Annotated in this window: 17 protein-coding genes; 2 read left to right on the top strand and 15 right to left on the bottom strand. The window is 57.5% G+C overall.

The features are described 5' to 3' along the window. Positions 1–5: 5 nt before the first annotated feature. The 3 genes from tig to ACO4XG_RS02165 all read right to left on the bottom strand — a co-directional run bounded on the left by tig (position 6) and on the right by ACO4XG_RS02165 (position 2,488). Entirely contained in the window at positions 6–1,292 is a 1,287-nt protein-coding gene (gene tig, locus ACO4XG_RS02175; RefSeq protein ID WP_308508457.1) for a trigger factor, read from the bottom strand. Between the two features lie 95 nt (positions 1,293–1,387). After that, the gene (locus tag ACO4XG_RS02170) at positions 1,388–2,119 is read right to left on the bottom strand and encodes an alpha/beta hydrolase (protein ID WP_308508456.1); all 732 of its coding nucleotides are present in this window, start codon (positions 2,117–2,119) and stop codon (positions 1,388–1,390) included. Between the two features lie 6 nt (positions 2,120–2,125). Then, positions 2,126–2,488 carry a hypothetical protein gene (locus ACO4XG_RS02165; protein WP_485129638.1) on the bottom strand — a complete coding sequence of 121 codons (363 nt, stop codon included), beginning with the start codon at positions 2,486–2,488 and terminating at the stop codon, positions 2,126–2,128. Positions 2,489–2,942: 454 nt separating this feature from the next. On the opposite strand from ACO4XG_RS02165, the gene ACO4XG_RS02160 reads away from it, so the two are divergent. Together ACO4XG_RS02160 and ACO4XG_RS02155 are read left to right on the top strand one after the other, a co-directional pair. After that, complete coding sequence (locus ACO4XG_RS02160) at positions 2,943–3,422, top strand: CYTH domain-containing protein (protein ID WP_308508454.1); 480 nt, start codon at positions 2,943–2,945, stop codon at positions 3,420–3,422. Next, positions 3,419–3,766, top strand: coding sequence for a NusG domain II-containing protein (locus tag ACO4XG_RS02155; protein WP_308508453.1), 348 nt, complete (start codon positions 3,419–3,421; stop codon positions 3,764–3,766). Before ACO4XG_RS02160 ends, ACO4XG_RS02155 begins: the two co-directional genes overlap by 4 nt. Positions 3,767–3,849: 83 nt before the next feature. Here the strand turns inward: ACO4XG_RS02155 and ACO4XG_RS02150 are convergent, their stop codons facing one another. From ACO4XG_RS02150 to nrdR, 12 genes are all read right to left on the bottom strand, one after another. Continuing rightward, a complete protein-coding gene (locus ACO4XG_RS02150; protein ID WP_308508452.1) occupies positions 3,850–4,221 on the bottom strand; it encodes a hypothetical protein in 372 nt (123 codons plus the stop codon). A gap of 462 nt (positions 4,222–4,683) precedes the next feature. After that, positions 4,684–5,475, bottom strand: coding sequence for an RnfABCDGE type electron transport complex subunit B (locus ACO4XG_RS02145; protein WP_308508451.1), 792 nt, complete (start codon positions 5,473–5,475; stop codon positions 4,684–4,686). Between the two features lie 14 nt (positions 5,476–5,489). Continuing rightward, complete coding sequence (locus tag ACO4XG_RS02140) at positions 5,490–6,068, bottom strand: electron transport complex protein RnfA (RefSeq protein WP_009532456.1); 579 nt, start codon at positions 6,066–6,068, stop codon at positions 5,490–5,492. Beyond that, entirely contained in the window at positions 6,068–6,814 is a 747-nt protein-coding gene (gene rsxE, locus ACO4XG_RS02135) for an electron transport complex subunit RsxE (protein WP_308508450.1), read from the bottom strand. Before rsxE ends, ACO4XG_RS02140 begins: the two co-directional genes overlap by 1 nt. 17 nt (positions 6,815–6,831) lie before the next feature. Next, a complete protein-coding gene (locus ACO4XG_RS02130) occupies positions 6,832–7,464 on the bottom strand; it encodes an RnfABCDGE type electron transport complex subunit G (protein WP_308508449.1) in 633 nt (210 codons plus the stop codon). Next, positions 7,461–8,426, bottom strand: coding sequence for an RnfABCDGE type electron transport complex subunit D (locus ACO4XG_RS02125; protein WP_308508448.1), 966 nt, complete (start codon positions 8,424–8,426; stop codon positions 7,461–7,463). The genes ACO4XG_RS02130 and ACO4XG_RS02125 overlap by 4 nt, the downstream gene beginning before the upstream one ends. 3 nt (positions 8,427–8,429) lie before the next feature. Then, a complete protein-coding gene (gene rsxC, locus ACO4XG_RS02120) occupies positions 8,430–9,794 on the bottom strand; it encodes an electron transport complex subunit RsxC (protein WP_308508447.1) in 1,365 nt (454 codons plus the stop codon). Between the two features lie 123 nt (positions 9,795–9,917). After that, positions 9,918–11,690, bottom strand: coding sequence for an arginine--tRNA ligase (argS, locus tag ACO4XG_RS02115; RefSeq protein ID WP_330670121.1), 1,773 nt, complete (start codon positions 11,688–11,690; stop codon positions 9,918–9,920). Between the two features lie 62 nt (positions 11,691–11,752). After that, positions 11,753–12,316, bottom strand: a complete 564-nt coding sequence (efp, locus tag ACO4XG_RS02110) for an elongation factor P (RefSeq protein ID WP_009532462.1) — start codon at positions 12,314–12,316, stop codon at positions 11,753–11,755. 88 nt (positions 12,317–12,404) lie between these two features. Then, positions 12,405–13,271 carry a shikimate dehydrogenase gene (gene aroE / locus ACO4XG_RS02105; RefSeq protein WP_308508446.1) on the bottom strand — a complete coding sequence of 289 codons (867 nt, stop codon included), beginning with the start codon at positions 13,269–13,271 and terminating at the stop codon, positions 12,405–12,407. Beyond that, complete coding sequence (locus ACO4XG_RS02100) at positions 13,268–13,771, bottom strand: YqeG family HAD IIIA-type phosphatase (protein WP_308508445.1); 504 nt, start codon at positions 13,769–13,771, stop codon at positions 13,268–13,270. The genes aroE and ACO4XG_RS02100 overlap by 4 nt, the downstream gene beginning before the upstream one ends. Then, on the bottom strand, positions 13,768–14,232 hold the full coding sequence (gene nrdR / locus ACO4XG_RS02095) for a transcriptional regulator NrdR (RefSeq protein WP_308508444.1): 465 nt from the start codon (positions 14,230–14,232) through the stop codon (positions 13,768–13,770). The genes ACO4XG_RS02100 and nrdR overlap by 4 nt, the downstream gene beginning before the upstream one ends. Between the last annotated feature and the right edge of the window lies 1 nt (position 14,233).

Here is a 14,233-nt window from a genome sequence, read left to right as displayed (position 1 = left end):
GACTTTCACTGGAGCTTTGCCTCCGCGACGAGGAAGTCGACTGCCTCCTGGATCTTTAAATCCATCGCCAGCTCTTCTCTCTGCTCCGCGCCGACATACTCCTTCATCTTCTCCGGTGCAATCTTGTAAGCCTCGGCCATCTTCGCGATCTCGGCGTCGATTGCCTCCTCGCTGACCGCGATGTTCTCGGCCTTCACGACCTCCTCGAGCACCAGTCTGGTCTTTAAGTTTCTCTCGGCCTGCGGACGGAACTGCTCTTTCAGCTTCTCGACCGTCATGCCGGTGTACTGCAGGTACTGCTCGAGCGGCAGACCCTGAGACTGCATGCGGCGTGCATAGTCATCGAGCATCTGCTCGCACTGCATCTCAACCATCGGTGCCGGAAGTGTAAGCTCTGCGTTCTCGACGACCTTCTCGACCACGTTGTTCTCGTTCTGTGCCGCCGCGCTCTTTGCCTTCGCCTCTTCGAGCTGCTTCTTCAAATCCGCCTTGTACTCGTCGAGAGTCTCGAACTGCGAAATCTCGCTCGCGAACTCATCGTTCAGCTCCGGGAGATCCTTTCTCTGAATCTCGAGCAGCTTGCAGGCAAAGACCGCTTCCTTGCCCGCGAGTTCCTTCGCGTGATACTCGGTCGGGAAAGTCACATTGACATCAAAGCTGTCACCGGTCTTGTGGCCGACAATCTGCTCCTCAAAACCGTCGATGAAGCTGCCGCTGCCGAGCACCAGCGGATAGTTCTCACCCTTGCCGCCGTCAAAGTGCACGCCGTCAATGCTGCCGTCAAAGTCAATCTTGACATTGTCGCCCATCTCCGCCGCACGGTCGTCGACCGTCACGAGGCGGGCGTTCTTCTCAAGCTCCTTCTGCAGTGCCTCATTGAGGTCCTCGTCGGTCACCGTCGCATCCGCCTTCTGTACCTCGACGCCCTTATACTGGCCGAGCTTGACTTCCGGCTTCGTCGCAACCGTCGCCGTATAGACGAGGTCCTTGTCCGTGCCGATTTCGGTCACATTGATCTCCGGGCGGGACACAATCGTGAGGCCGCTCTCCTTTGCCGCCTCCGGATAGGTATCGTTGATGCAGCTGTTCACAGCGCTCTCAAAGAACACGCCCTGACCGTAGAACTTCTCAATGACTGCCTGCGGCACATGACCCTTCCGGAAACCCTGCACCTGATACTTGCCCTTCTCGCGGTTGTATGCTGCGGTGACTGCTTTCTGAAACTCTGCCTGCGGCACAGTCACCGTAATCACTGCCATGTTGTTTTCTTTCTGCTCTACCTGAAATCCCATCTGGACGTCCTCCTGGATAATCTGTTCTCTGAATTAGCATATTACTTGCAAAAGAGACATATTCAGTAGAACAGTATAGCACAGAGGCACGCTTGTCACAATGCTTTTCCGGCGTTGCGGGAGAGCATCTTCTCCGCGAGATAAAAGGCGCGCGCCGTGCGCTTCGCGTTGTCGTCGAAATGACCTCCCGGATTCCACTCGAGCACCAGGGTGCCCGGCTGCATGCGCTCCGACAGTTGTTCATGGTACTGCCGCATTAAGTTGCCGCAGCTCGCCATCATCTCGTTCCGGGCCTTCTCCTCCTTGTCGCCGAGACTTAAGGAGAGCGCCTTGACGCGCGGGGTTCTGCCCCTCTGGTACTTCATGAATCCCTGAAACCAGAGTGATGGCGAGGCCGCGGCGACCGCGGCGAACGCATCCGTCCGGTAGGACGCCCAGAGTGAGAAAAAACCGGCGAGCGAATAGCCGCCGAGCAGTACGGGACAGTCTTCCGGCAAATCGTAGCGCGCGCGAAGTGCCGGAATCAGCGCGAGCAGCTTCTCGAGGAAAACGGGCGCACCGTCTCCGAAGAGACTGTTGCCCGAGGGCTGCGGCGCTTCCCAGGGAGCGAGCTCACGCATCCAGTCATTGACCCGGACTGCGACCAGCAGGCCGCGATCGGCGCGCTTTTCCTTTTCTTCAAATGCGGCGAGAAACTTTGCCTCTTCTTCCATGCCCTCCAAATCGTGCTCATCGGCCGGCTGCAGGAGCAGATAGGCTGCTTCCGCGCTGCCGCAGGCAAGGCACTCGCGCTGTAACAGCGAAAACTCTTCCCGTATGTTTGCCATCCCGCTTCACGCCTCTCCGGCTTCCCGGAGAATGCGTGCCCCCGCTTGGCAGGCATCACAGAGGCAGTTCGGCTCCCCGTTTGCCTTTGCCGCTTTCGCCGCCGTTTCGGTTGCCGCCGCAGCTTCCTTACCGAAAACCGCCTCGCCGGACGGCGAAGACGCAAAGGCAATCAGATCGTCAATACTGCAGACATCCTCCTTGAGCTCTCCGATCAGTGCGTCGCGTGCCGCCGCTTCGTCTGCCGTTCCGACTGCCTCTAAATAGCGCTTTCCCGCCGCAACGACTTCCGCACAGGCGCTCGGCGCCTGAATCAGCTTTTCCACATCTTCTCTTACAATCTGCTCTGCCATGACTCTTTCCTTTCTCAAAACGGACCTCACCGTCCGAACTATCGTTCTATTTATATTGTACCCGTAAGCATACAAAATTACAAGACACCGGGGCGCCGTATCCTCGCGGACAGTGCCCGGTCTTACTGTTTTTATTCTGTCACAAAAGAGAATCTCTGCGCCTCGTGCACAGCACTCATCCGTCAACGCGCAGCGTGGCCGAACGCCGCGCTCTGTCGGCTCTGCATCTCCGAAATAAATCGACGAAAGGCAAACACAGCACCCGCGATAGGAAGCTGTGTCCCATGCGGATGCTTCGTCCCCTGCGGCAAAGACAGATCCCCGCCGCAAAGAAAACACACGACGCCCGGTAACGAACGATCGAATCGTAACTCTCTCTGGAAAAACATGCGGAAACCCTGTAAGCTGAAAGAAAAAGAACCGGCGTCTCCGTCACGCTATGTCGGAACACGGCAGGAAAGGACTGCACTCCATGGAACACATTGAAATCGAGCGGAAATTTTTGCCGCCTGCATTACCGGACGGTCTCGAGCGCTATCCGCACAAAGCGTTTTTACAGGGCTATCTCTCGACTTCGCCGACCCTGCGCGTGCGCCGCGAGGGCGAGGCGTATGTTCTGACCTATAAGGGCAACGGCCTTCTACAGCGGACGGAGTATAATCTTCCGCTCACGGCGGAGAGCTTTGCCCACCTCCTCGAAAAATGTGACGGTCTCCGCATCGAAAAAACGCGCTATCGAATCCCGCTCCCGGGCACCGAGCTCACCGCGGAACTCGATGTGTTCCACGGGGCGCTGTCGGGACTTTGGCTGGTCGAAGTGGAGTTTCCCGACGAGGCGAGTGCGGCGCGTTTTTTGCCGCCCGCCTGGTTTGGACGGGAAGTGACCCAAGATGCCCGTTACCAGAATTCGTCTCTTAGCCGCTTAGGGCTCCCCGGGGAGGAAACCCCATGACACAAAAAAGAAAACGGGAACTGATTCTCATTGCCGTCCTCTGCCTCGCAGCGTTACTCTTACTTCTCTGGCAACGGCTCGGCAGCGGTCAACACGGCATGCGCGTCCTGGTCTCCCAAAATGGCACGGTGGTCGGTGACTATCCGCTCTCCAAAAACCGCGAGGATGTATTTCAAACCTCGGACGGCGGCACAAATACCCTCGTGATTCATGACGGCGAGGCCTGGATCAGCGAGGCCAACTGCCCCGACAAAGTCTGCGTGCACACCGGGCGCATCTCCCGCCCCGGCGAGATTATTGCCTGCCTGCCGCATCGCTTGGTCGTACAGATATCGGAGCGGTAATTTTCTTTCCCACTGTGACAAGAACGGGAAGCGCTTTCCTCCAAGCAGGGCAAAGCGCTTCCCGTTTCTCATTCTTCTCAGTATCAGATGTCAATCGTTTCACGCCTCTGCCCGAGCTGCCTGTGCGTGCCCCACAGCTGTGCCAATAGCACACCCATGACCGTCAGCAATATCTCCCAGGGATACAGGAGGTATCCCCTCCAAAAACAAACGAGCAGGATGCCGTCCGCAAGCAAAAATGCATACCAGAGCTTCCGATTCAATCTCGCATATTTCACATGTGAGGTGAGCAATATGCCGAGAATCAGAAAGCGCAAAAAGCTGTAACTCAAATACGGCCAAGCATGATACCAGCGCCTTCTCCACTGCTGAAAAACACCCATGAAACCACAATCCGCAGCGATAAACAAATGCAGAATCCAGATGCTCGCGCGGGGCATAAGCTTAGTTATCATATATATTATTCACCACCTCAAAACTCCAAGTTGAAGACCCTAGTCCCACTGTCAGACAATCGTTTCCTCCGATTATGCACTTGGCCGATGTGACGACCGGTTTCCAAGAAGATGGAGCTGCCTTTCTCCGTTTTTGCTTCCAAAAGCAATTAAACGCAGTTCCTTGCAGCGTCAATCCATACTGTCCATCCTACACTGACTGCGAATCTCATAGTTTCTTGCGCAACTATATCTTAATGCTACTATCTCTTTCCAAAAATATCAACACATCTTTCACAAAAGTGTGCAAATGTCTCGCATTTTTGGCTTTTTTCACTACCATGCTTTGTTAACGGTCTCTTCGATTGTTTGCCGGAACGCGTTTCATCCTTTCGCAGATGCAAAAGCAGCGCCCTGTCCGAGCGGACAGGGCGCTGCTTTTCATGCCTGTTATACTTGCTGCCGAATTGCTGCCGCAGCACTTTAGTTGATCACGCTTACCGGGCACTTTCTCGCGCAGGCGCCGCAGTTCACACACTTGTCGTAGTCGATCTGCGCGACGTTCCCGTTCATGTGAATGGCGTCGAACTTACACTCCTTCACGCAGAGCGTGCAGCCGATGCAGCCCGCCTGGCAGACATCCTTGACTGCCTTGCCCTTCTCCTGCGACATACATCTCACGTGGTACTTTGCCTTGTAGGTCGTCATCTCGATGATGTGACGCGGGCAAGCCTTGACGCAGAGACCGCAGGCCACGCACTTATCCTTGTCGACCACGGCAATGCCGTCGACCACATGAATGGCGTCAAATTCGCAGACCTTCACGCAGGAACCGCCGCCGAGGCAGCCGAAGTCACAGCCGAGATCGCCGCCGCCCGGCATGACCGACATCTGGTTACAGTCGGTCGGGCCCACGTTCTTGGCGCGCTTGATTGCCTTGTCGCAGGTGCCGGAACAGCGAACCATCGCGACCTTCTTGACAGCCTCGCCCGCCTGGACACCCATGATGTCCGCGATTTTCTGCGCGACCGGCTTGCCGCCGACCGGACACTGGGTGACCGGCGCGGAGCCGCTCGCAATCGCGTGCGCGCAGCCGTCGCAACCCGGGAAGCCGCAGGCACCGCAGTTGTTGCCGGGCAGTGCCTCGCGGACCGCGAGCTCTTTCTCATCTACTTCTACTTTGAACTTCTCACTTGCAACGCCGAGACCCATGCCGCAAATCAGGCCGACGATACCGACAATCGCAAACGAGACAATGACAATGGTAAAATTCATTTCTCTCCCTCCGCTCAGCTGATCATGCCCGAGAAACCGGTGAATGCGATTGCCATGAGACCTGCGCTGATCAGAACGATCGGCAGACCGCGGAAGTACTTCGGAATATCGTTGCCCTCACATCTCTCGCGGATACCTGCGAGGATGACAATCGAGATTGCGTAACCGACTGCGGTGCCGACACCCCAGGCGAGGCCTTCCACAAAGTTATACTCCTTCTGCACGTTGTCGAGTGCCACGCCGAGCACGGCGCAGTTCGTCGTAATCAGCGGAAGGTAAATACCAAGGGACGCGTGCAGAGAAGGCATACTCTTCTTCATGAACATCTCGATGAACTGCACGAGAGACGCGATCAGAAGAATGAAGACAATCGTCTGCAGGTAGTCAATCTTGAGCGGGCGCAACACGAGCATGTAGACCAGCGAGGAAAGAATGGTCGCGAGGAAAATCGTGAAGATAACCGCGCCGCCCATGCCTGCCGCCGTGTCCTTTTTCTTCGAGACGCCGACGAAGGAGCAGAGTCCAAGGAATCTGGAGAGCACGACATTGTTGACCAATGCACCGCTGACCAGGAGCAATGCTACTTTTGACATCACTTCGCCTCCTCTTTCTTCTCCGTTGCCGGGTTCTTTGCCTCAACCGCCGGGGTTGCAACTGTTGCCTGCACCGCAGCTGCCGCCGGCTTTGCGACCGGCTTCACAACCTTGGTCTTTGCTTCTTCCAGCGAAAGCGGCTTGCTCTTCTTGCCGCGCTTGTCGTCCTGGTAATACTGCATGCCCGCGACGAGGAACGCCATCACGAAGAAAGCACCCGGGGGCAGGACGAAAATCGAAATGTGGTACGCATCCGGAATCAGCTTGACGCCGAAAATCGAGCCTGCGCCGATGATCTCACGGAAGGAGCCGAGCAGCAGGAGAGCCAGCGTAAAGCCGAGGCCCATGCCGAGACCGTCAAAGAGTGCCGGAATCGGCTTTGCGCCGAGCGCATACGCCTCCGCGCGGCCAAGGATAATGCAGTTCACGACGATCAGCGGAATGTAGATGCCGAGTGCCGTGTAAATCGAAGGTGCAAACCCCTGAATCAGGAGCTGCACAATCGTCACGAGGGACGCGACGACGACAATCTCCGCGGGGAGACGCACTCTCCCCGGAATCACGCCGGAGAGCGCGGAAATAATCAGGTTCGAAAACATCAAAACTACCAGAGACGAAAGTCCCATACCGATTGCATTGACCGCCGAGGTCGTAACTGCAAAGGTGGGGCAAAGTCCCAGCGCCATGATGAAGACCGGGTTTTCGGTGATGAGACCGTTCCTCAGGCGTTCCAAACAAACTTTCACGGAATCTTTTCCCCCTCTCACTGATTTAAGCCGTTATTCACGAAGTAAAGCGCTGCGTTGACGGAATTGGTCACGGCGCGAGAGGTAATCGTCGCACCGGAGATTGCGTTGATCTTGTCGTTGTCAAGCTCGCCGTCACCGGCCTTGGTGACCGTAAACTTCTCACCCTTCTTGCCGTTGAACTGTTTGTACCAGTCGGTGTCGCGCGCATTCATGCCGAGACCCGCCGACTCCGCGATTGTAAGGAACGCAATGCCGTTCACCGTCTTGTTGTCGGCCTGGATGCCGACCGAAATCGAGACCAGACCGCCGTAGCCGTCCTTCGAACCTGCGTTGATGATGTGACCGACGACATTGCCGCTCGCATCGACCGCATCGACCACTTTGTCAATCATGACATTGCCGAAGCCCTGCTCCGCAAGAGAAGCCGCATCTGCCGCAATCAGCTTGTCGCTGTCCGGATTCTCCTTAAAGTCCGCGGCATCCGGAAATACCTGCTTGTAAGCCGCGATGGTCGCCGCATTCTGTGCTGCCTGAATCGGCTCGTAGGTCACCGTGTAGACAATGCCGAGCAGAAGACCTGCAATCACCGTGATCAGCATGAGGCGCAGTGCATCGCTCACAAACGAAGTCTCTTTTGTCTTGCTCATGCTTTTTTTGCCTCCCTTCTGCCGAATGCCTTCGGAATCGTAGCGCCTTCAATGAGCGGCGAAAGCATATTGCCGATGATGATGGAGTAAGAAACGCCCTCGGCGCCCGTACCGAAGATACGGAAGAGGCCGGTCAGAATGCCGATGATGACGGCATAAATCATCTGGCCCTTCTTGGTGAGCGGCGTCGACGCATAGTCGGTCGCCATGAAGAACGCACCGAAAATCAGACCGCCGCCGAGCACCTGCGCGAGAACGTAGTTCAGGCTGTGCTCGCCGAAGATAAACACAAAGATTGCGGTCGTCACAATGTAGATGACCGGAATCTCAAAGCTGATGACCTTTCTCCAGAGCAGATAGGCCGCGCCGAGGAGCAGGGCAATCGCAGAAACTTCACCGATGGTGCCCGGAATATGTCCCACGAAGAGCTGGAACAGATTCACATCCGCCGTCGCCGGGGTGCCGGCCTTTAAGGCGGTCTTCATGACAGCGAGCGGTGTTGCGCCCGTCGTCGCATCGAAGTTAATCGGCTTCGACGTGAAGTTGTTCATGTACTTCGCAAGCGAAATCAGCAGGAAACATCTGCCGGCGAGCGCCGGGTTCATGAAGTTCTGGCCGAGACCGCCGAACATCTGCTTTGCGATGATGATTGCAAAGACTGCGCCGAGCGCCGGAATCCAGAGCGGAATCTCCGGCGGCATGTTGAGCGCGAGAATGAGTCCCGTGACAACCGCCGAGCAATCCGTAATTGTCACTTCTTTTTTCATGCCGCGCTGCCAGAGGTACTCGGAGAGCACCGCCGCCAGAACGGTCACCAGAATCACGAAGAACGAATGGATGCCGAACTGTACCACGCCGTAGACCGCGGTCGGAATCATCGCGATACAGACATCCAACATAATCTCCCGCGTCGAAGCGCGGTCTCTCACATGCGGAGAGGCGGAAACGTTTAATACATTCATCGCTTACTTTGTCTCCTTTCCGCCCGCTGCCTTCTCTGCGGCAGCCTTCTGCCGCCGCTCTTCGCCGATGCGGCGCTTCATCTGCTTGAATGCCTGGGTCAGCGGGCGTCTCGCGGGACAGATGTAGGAACAGCTGCCGCACTCGATGCACTCCATGCCGTAGAGCTTCTCATAGCCCGCGCTGTCGCCGTTCATGCAACTCTTCATCATAAGCACCGGAACCAGGAACTCGGGACATACCTCGCCGCAGCGTCCGCAGCGGATGCACGGGCTCTCCGGATTCTTCTCGACCTCGTCCTCGAGGAAGCAGGTCAGCGAGGAGGAATTCTTTGTGACCGGGACATCGGTCGTGTACATCGCCTGTCCCATCATCGGACCGCCCGAGAGAATCTTCTTCGGGTCCGCTTTGAAACCGCCGGCCGCCTCAATGATGTCGTTGTAGTTCATGCCGGTTCTGACCTTGAAGTTCTGCGGCTCCTTGATTGCGTCGCCCGTAATCGTGATGACGCGCTCCAGAATCGGCGTCTTCTTACAGACCGCATCGTAGATTGCCATGACCGTGTTCACATTGTCCACGACACAGCCCGCATCCGCCGGAAGCATCGAGGAGTTGATCTCTCTGCCGGTCACCGCGTAAATCAGCGAGCGCTCGCCGCCCTGCGGGTACTTGGTCCGGAGCGCCTCAACCGAAATCTTCGGCTCGTCTTTCACGAGTGCGCGGAGCTTCTCGATGGCCTTCGGCTTGTTGTTCTCGACACCGATCACCGCCTTCGCGTTCTCGAAGAGCTGCAGCATGACCTTGATGCCGCCGATCAGCCGCTCCGGCTCCTCCATCATCATGCGATAGTCGCAGGTCAGATAGGGCTCGCACTCTGCGCCGTTCACAATGATATAGTCGATCTTCGACTCGTCCTTCGGTGTGAGCTTTACATTGGTCGGAAAGCCCGCACCGCCGAGACCCACAATGCCGGCTTCCCGCACAATGTCCCGGATTTCCTGCTTGCTGAGCTTTGTCGCATCCCTGTCTTCGCCGAGGCCCTCGACCGCCGTATACTGGCCGTCGTTCTCGATCACGATTGAGATGCTCTTCGCGCCGCCTGCCGTGACGCGGGGCTCAATCTTCTTTACTTTTCCCGACACGGAGCTGACCACGACCGCCGAGATAAAACCGCCTGCCTCGGCGATTTTCTGTCCCACCAGCACCTCATCGCCGACCTTGACAATCGCCTTGGCCGGTGCGCCGATGTGCTGCGAGAGGGGATACACCATCTCGCCGGAAGTCGGTTTCAGCACTGTGACAGCTCTGTCCATCGAGAGCTCCTTGCCCTCAAACGGATGGACGCCACCTCGAAAAGTTGCCAATCCCATCTGACTACCCTCTTTCTTTCAGATTCTGTTACTCTCTGCGTTAATATTATAACATGCCGACAACGGCACAATTAAGAAAAACCACGCAAAGCGTGGTTTTTTTTCCATACAAGCGTCGCATTTTTACATGCGCTCCGGCACTTCCATGCCGAGCACACCGAGACAATATGCAATGACAATCTCGGCGGTCTGAATCAGTGCGAGGTAAGCGCGCTTCTTCTCCTCGTTCGGCTCCTGCAGAATGCGAACCGCATGGTAGAAGGAATTGAAGTGATTCGAGAGCTCGTAGAGATACTGGCAGATGCGGTGCGGCGCGAGTTCCTTCCAGGCCGCGCGCAGCACTTCCGGATAGCGCGCCAAATCGAGGAAGAGCGCCTTTTCGCTCTCGCTCTCCGCCGGTCGTAAATCCGCCGCTGTGATGGCTGCGCCGCCTTGGTTCGCATACTTTTTAAGGATAGACTTAATCCGGACCGCCGTGTAGAGAATGTAGGGGCCGGTGTTTCCCTCAAACGATGCAAAGCGCTCGAGGTCAAAGACATAGTCCTTCGAGGCCTGGTTCGAGAGATCCGCATATTTCAGCGCGGCGAGTGCTACCGTCTTCGAGGTCTTCTCTGCCTCCTCGGGCGAAATCTCCGGATTCTCCGCGATGCGGGTCGAGACTGCCTCCCGAATCTCCCGGATCAAGGTCTCAAGGCGCATCACACCGCCCTCTCTTGTCTTGAAGGGCTTTCCGTCCTTGCCGTTCATCGTGCCGAAGCCGATGTAGATGAGCTCGTGCGCCGGGGGAACGATGCCCGCCTTCCGCGCGACGCGGAAAAACTGCGTGTAGTGGAGTTCCTGGCGCTTGTCCGCAATGTAGATGTAGCAGTCCGGCGAGAGGGTCGCCTCGCGGTCAATGAGGGTCGCCAGATCGCTCGTCGCATAGAGCGCAGCGCCGTCCGACTTCCGGACAATGCAGGGCGGCAGTTCCTTCTTGTCGCCGGGCTCCGCGATGTCCACGACGAGCGCGCCCTCGGAGCTTCTCGCAATGCCGCGCTTCTCAAGGTCTTCGAGAAGCGCCGGGATAAAGGGCTGCGCGTCGGACTCACCTTTCCAGAGTTCAAACGAGACCGCAAGCGCATCGTAGTTCTTCTTTAAATCCGCCTTCGAGATGCGGAGAATGTGCTTCCAGAGCGCCGTAAAACCCGGATCGCCGCTCTGCAGTTTCAAGGTCGCAAGGTGGGCTGCCTCGGCAAAGGCCTCGTCCTCCTTGGAGCGCTTGCTCGCGGTCGGGTAAATCTCCTCGAGCTCGGAAATCGTAAACGGCGCTTCTTCCGGATAGTCGCCCGTATGGCTCTCGTCAAAATACGGGAGTTCCGGCTTCCGGCGGCGCAGCTCCTCAATGATAAGTCCCATCTGGAGCCCCCAGTCGCCGAGGTGCACATCGCCTATCATCTCGTTTCCGAAAAATGCGCCCATGCGCTTCAAGGCCTCGCCGATGATGGCCGAGCGCAGATGTCCCACGTGGAGCGGCTTTGCGACATTTGCGCCGCCGTAGTCGACGACAATCTTTCTGTTCTCATCGCGCACTGCGCCGCACTGCGGCTGCTCCCGGAGGGCACGCACCGCCGTTGCGAGCGCGTCCGGGCTCACGCGGAGGTTGATGAAGCCCGGCGGCACGGCGCCGACTTCCGAGAAAAGGCTCTCTTTCTTCAGTTCCGCGGCAACTGCCTCGGCGACCTCGAGCGGCCGCTTGCCGGCCTTCTTTGCGACCGCCATGGCGCCGTTGCACTGGTACTCGCAGAGATCCGGGCGGTTTGAGAGTTGCACAGAAGCGCCGGCCTCCGGATAGCCGACTGCCGCAAAGGCGCGCGCCACACTCTCGTTCATTTCTTCCAAGATTGTTTTCACTGCCATATCTTTCCCCCAATGTGAAGAAGAGCAGCCCGGCATCGGGCTGCCCTTCGCAAGTCTGTCTTTTAGTTCTGCGCTCTGCCGAGATACTCGCCCGTGCGGGTGTCGATCTTGACGCGATCGCCGATGCCGACAAAGAGCGGCACGGAAATCTGTGCACCGGTCTCGACCGTCGCCGGCTTCTGCGCGCCGGTTGCCGTGTTGCCCGCAAAGCCCGGCTCAGTCTCCGTGACCTCCAGCTCCACAAAGAGCGGCGGCTCGACCGAGAACACATTGCCGTTGTAGGAGACAACCTTGACCATCTCGTTCTCCTTGACGAACTTCAGCGCATCGCCGATCAGATCCTTGTTCAGCGAAATCTGATCGTAGGTCTCGGTGTTCATGAAATTGTACATGTCGTCGTCCGCATAGAGATACTGCATCTCAACGCGGTCAATGCGTGCGGCGGGGAATTTCTCCGTCGGACGGAAGGTGCGCTCAGTCACAGCTCCTGTCATCACGTTTTTAATCTTGGTGCGCACGAACGCTGCGCCCTTGCCCGGCTTCACATGCTGGAATTCAATGATCTGATAGACCGCGTTGTCAATCTCGAGCGTGATGCCGTTTCTGAAATCACCTGCAGAAATCATAAGTTAACCCTCCATCCATTCGTTCCCAAATAGTCTACTGTATTCTACGATAGGCAAAAACTTTTCGCAAGCTTTTTTCCGCTTTTCCCTAGGCCGGAAGCGCTCCTTTGGCGAGCGTCAGGAGCTGCTTCTCCTGTTCCGCCGTGCACCGCTTGCCCGTCCAGAGCGAAAAGGCATGCACCCCCTGGGAAATCAGCATTGCGAGGCCGCCGGCGACCGGTTTTCCCGCCGCGCGGGCAAGGTGCAAAAACCCTGTCTCCTCCGGCGTATAGACAATGTCTGCGGCCGCCGAGAGCTTCTCGAAAAACCGCGGGTCTTCCACAATGCTCTCTTCAGCGTTCGGCCACATGCCGACACTCGTGCACTGAATGCAGAGATAGTCGTTGCCCCGAAGCTCACGCCAGTGCTCGAGTGCCGCCGCCCGCACTGTCAGGGACGGATTGATGTCACGCACAGCCTTTGCGAGTCCCTCCGCGCGCGCGGTGTTCCGGTTCAAAATCACCAGTTCGGCAGCCCCGCCCGTCGCAGCGAGCACTGCCGCGCTCCGCGCCGCGCCGCCCGCACCAAGTAACAGGATATGCGCGCCTTCTGTCCGCAGATTTTTTCGCGCGAGCATGGCCGCCATGCCGGCAATGTCGGTGTTGTGTCCGACATAGCCCTCCTCGGTCCGAACCAGCGTGTTCACGGCACCGATCAGTCTCGCCTCTTCACTGAGGCCGCAGAGATACGGTATCACAGCTTCCTTATAGGGAACGGTCACATTGAACCCCGCTATGCCGAGCGCGTGCGCGCCGCGGATTGCCGCGCCGAGTTCGTCCGGATTTTTGACTTCAAAGGGCAGATACGCGACATTTTCCCCGCAAACTGTCGCGAGCGTATTCTGAATCAGCGGGGACAGGCTGTGCCCGATCGGATGCGCGAGCAGTCCGAGAACTTTGGTCTTTGCGTCGATCATTTCCCGGTTCCCTTCTTTCTCCGGTAAAGTGCGAGCACGGGGCGCTCGAGGAGTCGTTTCAGACGAATCTGTATCTCTTCGCGCGGCTCCATCGGCTGTACGAGAAGACTGTGCATCCCCGCGCGGTTGGCGCCCCAGATGTCCGTGAAAAGCTGGTCGCCGATTGCGATGGTCTCGCCGGGCGATGTGCCCATGCGCGCCATGGCCTTCCGGTACCCGTACCGCCGGGGTTTTAAGGCGCGCTCCACATACGGGAGGTTCACAGCCGTTGCAAACGGGAGAATGCGCGAGGCCTTGTTGTTCGAGACCAGACACATCCGGAACCCTGCGGCCTTCAGACGCTGCATCAGCGCACGGCAGCGCGCATCTGCCGGCGCATCCGGCGGCACCAGGGTATTGTCAATGTCAAAGACAATGCCGCGTATGCCGCGCGCCGTCAGGCTCTCAAAGGGGAAGTCATAGACAGAGCGCACTTCTTCTTCGGGGAAAAAGACACTCATGCCTGCTCCTTCTGCGAGATGAGCTTGTTGATCTCCGCCATAAAGGTGTTGACATCCTCAAACTCCCGGTAGACCGAGGCAAAGCGCACATAGGCGACCGGATCCACCTTCTTTAACTGCTCCATGACCATCTCGCCGATAACCGTCGAGGGAATTTCTCTCTCCTCGCGATTAAAGAGCGCGGTCTCGATTGCATCGGTCATCGTCGTGATCTGTGCCGAGCTGATGGGACGCTTGTGGCAGGAACTCACAATGCCGCGCTCAATCTTCGCGCGGTCATAGGCTTCCCGCGAGTTATCCTTCTTGATAATCATGAGCGGCATGGTCTCCGGCTTCTCATAGGTCGTAAAGCGCTTGCCGCAGCGCTCACACTGCCGACGCCGCCGTATGGTCGCATTTTCGTCCGCGGGGCGGGAATCAATGACGCGCGTATCGGGCGCATTGCAAAACGGGCATTTCATT

Source organism: Stomatobaculum sp. (genome assembly GCF_057248925.1).
This window is presented reverse-complemented; position numbering and strand designations above follow the sequence as displayed.